General features: G+C 39.5%; 1 protein-coding gene and 1 pseudogene. Both read left to right on the top strand.

All coding sequences use genetic code 11. From position 1 onward, the window contains the following. Window positions 1–222 (top strand): annotated as a pseudogene (locus tag B7692_RS11565) (IS1182 family transposase); the annotation flags it as partial. A gap of 26 nt (window positions 223–248) precedes the next feature. Continuing rightward, window positions 249–488: a transposase gene (locus B7692_RS11560; RefSeq protein ID WP_084930336.1), complete on the top strand. Its 240-nt coding sequence runs from the start codon at window positions 249–251 to the stop codon at window positions 486–488. Window positions 489–664: the final 176 nt, after the last annotated feature.

Here is a 664-nt window from a genome sequence, read left to right as displayed (position 1 = left end):
GATGAACGTAAAATCCCGCGTCGTAAACTCAAGAAAGTCTTGCGTAAAGTCAAAGATGATTTTTCAGTACGTGCTGAAAAGTATGAGAAGTATCAGGAGACATTTGAAGGGCGTAACAGTTTTTCCAAAACCAATCCAGATGCCACTTTTATGCGAATGAAAGAAGACTATATGAAAAATGGCCAACTCAAGGCTGCTTATAATCTTCAAATCGCTACTGAAAGTAGCCCCTCAAAAGGGACTGTAGTATGAACGAACGCTATCAAAACTTGAAAGCTAAAGAATATCAGGCGCTTTTATCTCCCGAAGGAAGACAGATTTTCGCTCAACACAAGATTGATGTGGAACCTGTCTGTGGGCAGATAAAGGCTTGTTTGGGTTACAAGAGATGTAATCTGAGAGGGAAGCGTCAAGTGAGAATTGACATGGGATTGGTACTTATGGCCAATAACCTCCTCAAATACAATAAGAGAACGACTCAAAATTAAAAAGCTAGAGTTCCGCAATTGGAAATCTCTAGCTTCTTTGTGGCTGAGAACTATTTTGTCTCAGGTTCCATGATTTTATAACTTTTGTAACCGAAATGAATCGAAAAAAAGAGCGCACAAAATCTCCTCATCTGAAAGCGTTTCAGATTAAGTTCCGCTATGGTGGAAGTTAGTGT

Source organism: Streptococcus mitis (assembly GCF_002096925.1).
GTDB classification, from domain to species: Bacteria; Bacillota; Bacilli; order Lactobacillales; family Streptococcaceae; genus Streptococcus; species Streptococcus mitis_AF.
The sequence above is the reverse complement of the archived record's forward strand: the minus strand, read 5'-3'. Positions and strand labels throughout refer to the sequence as shown.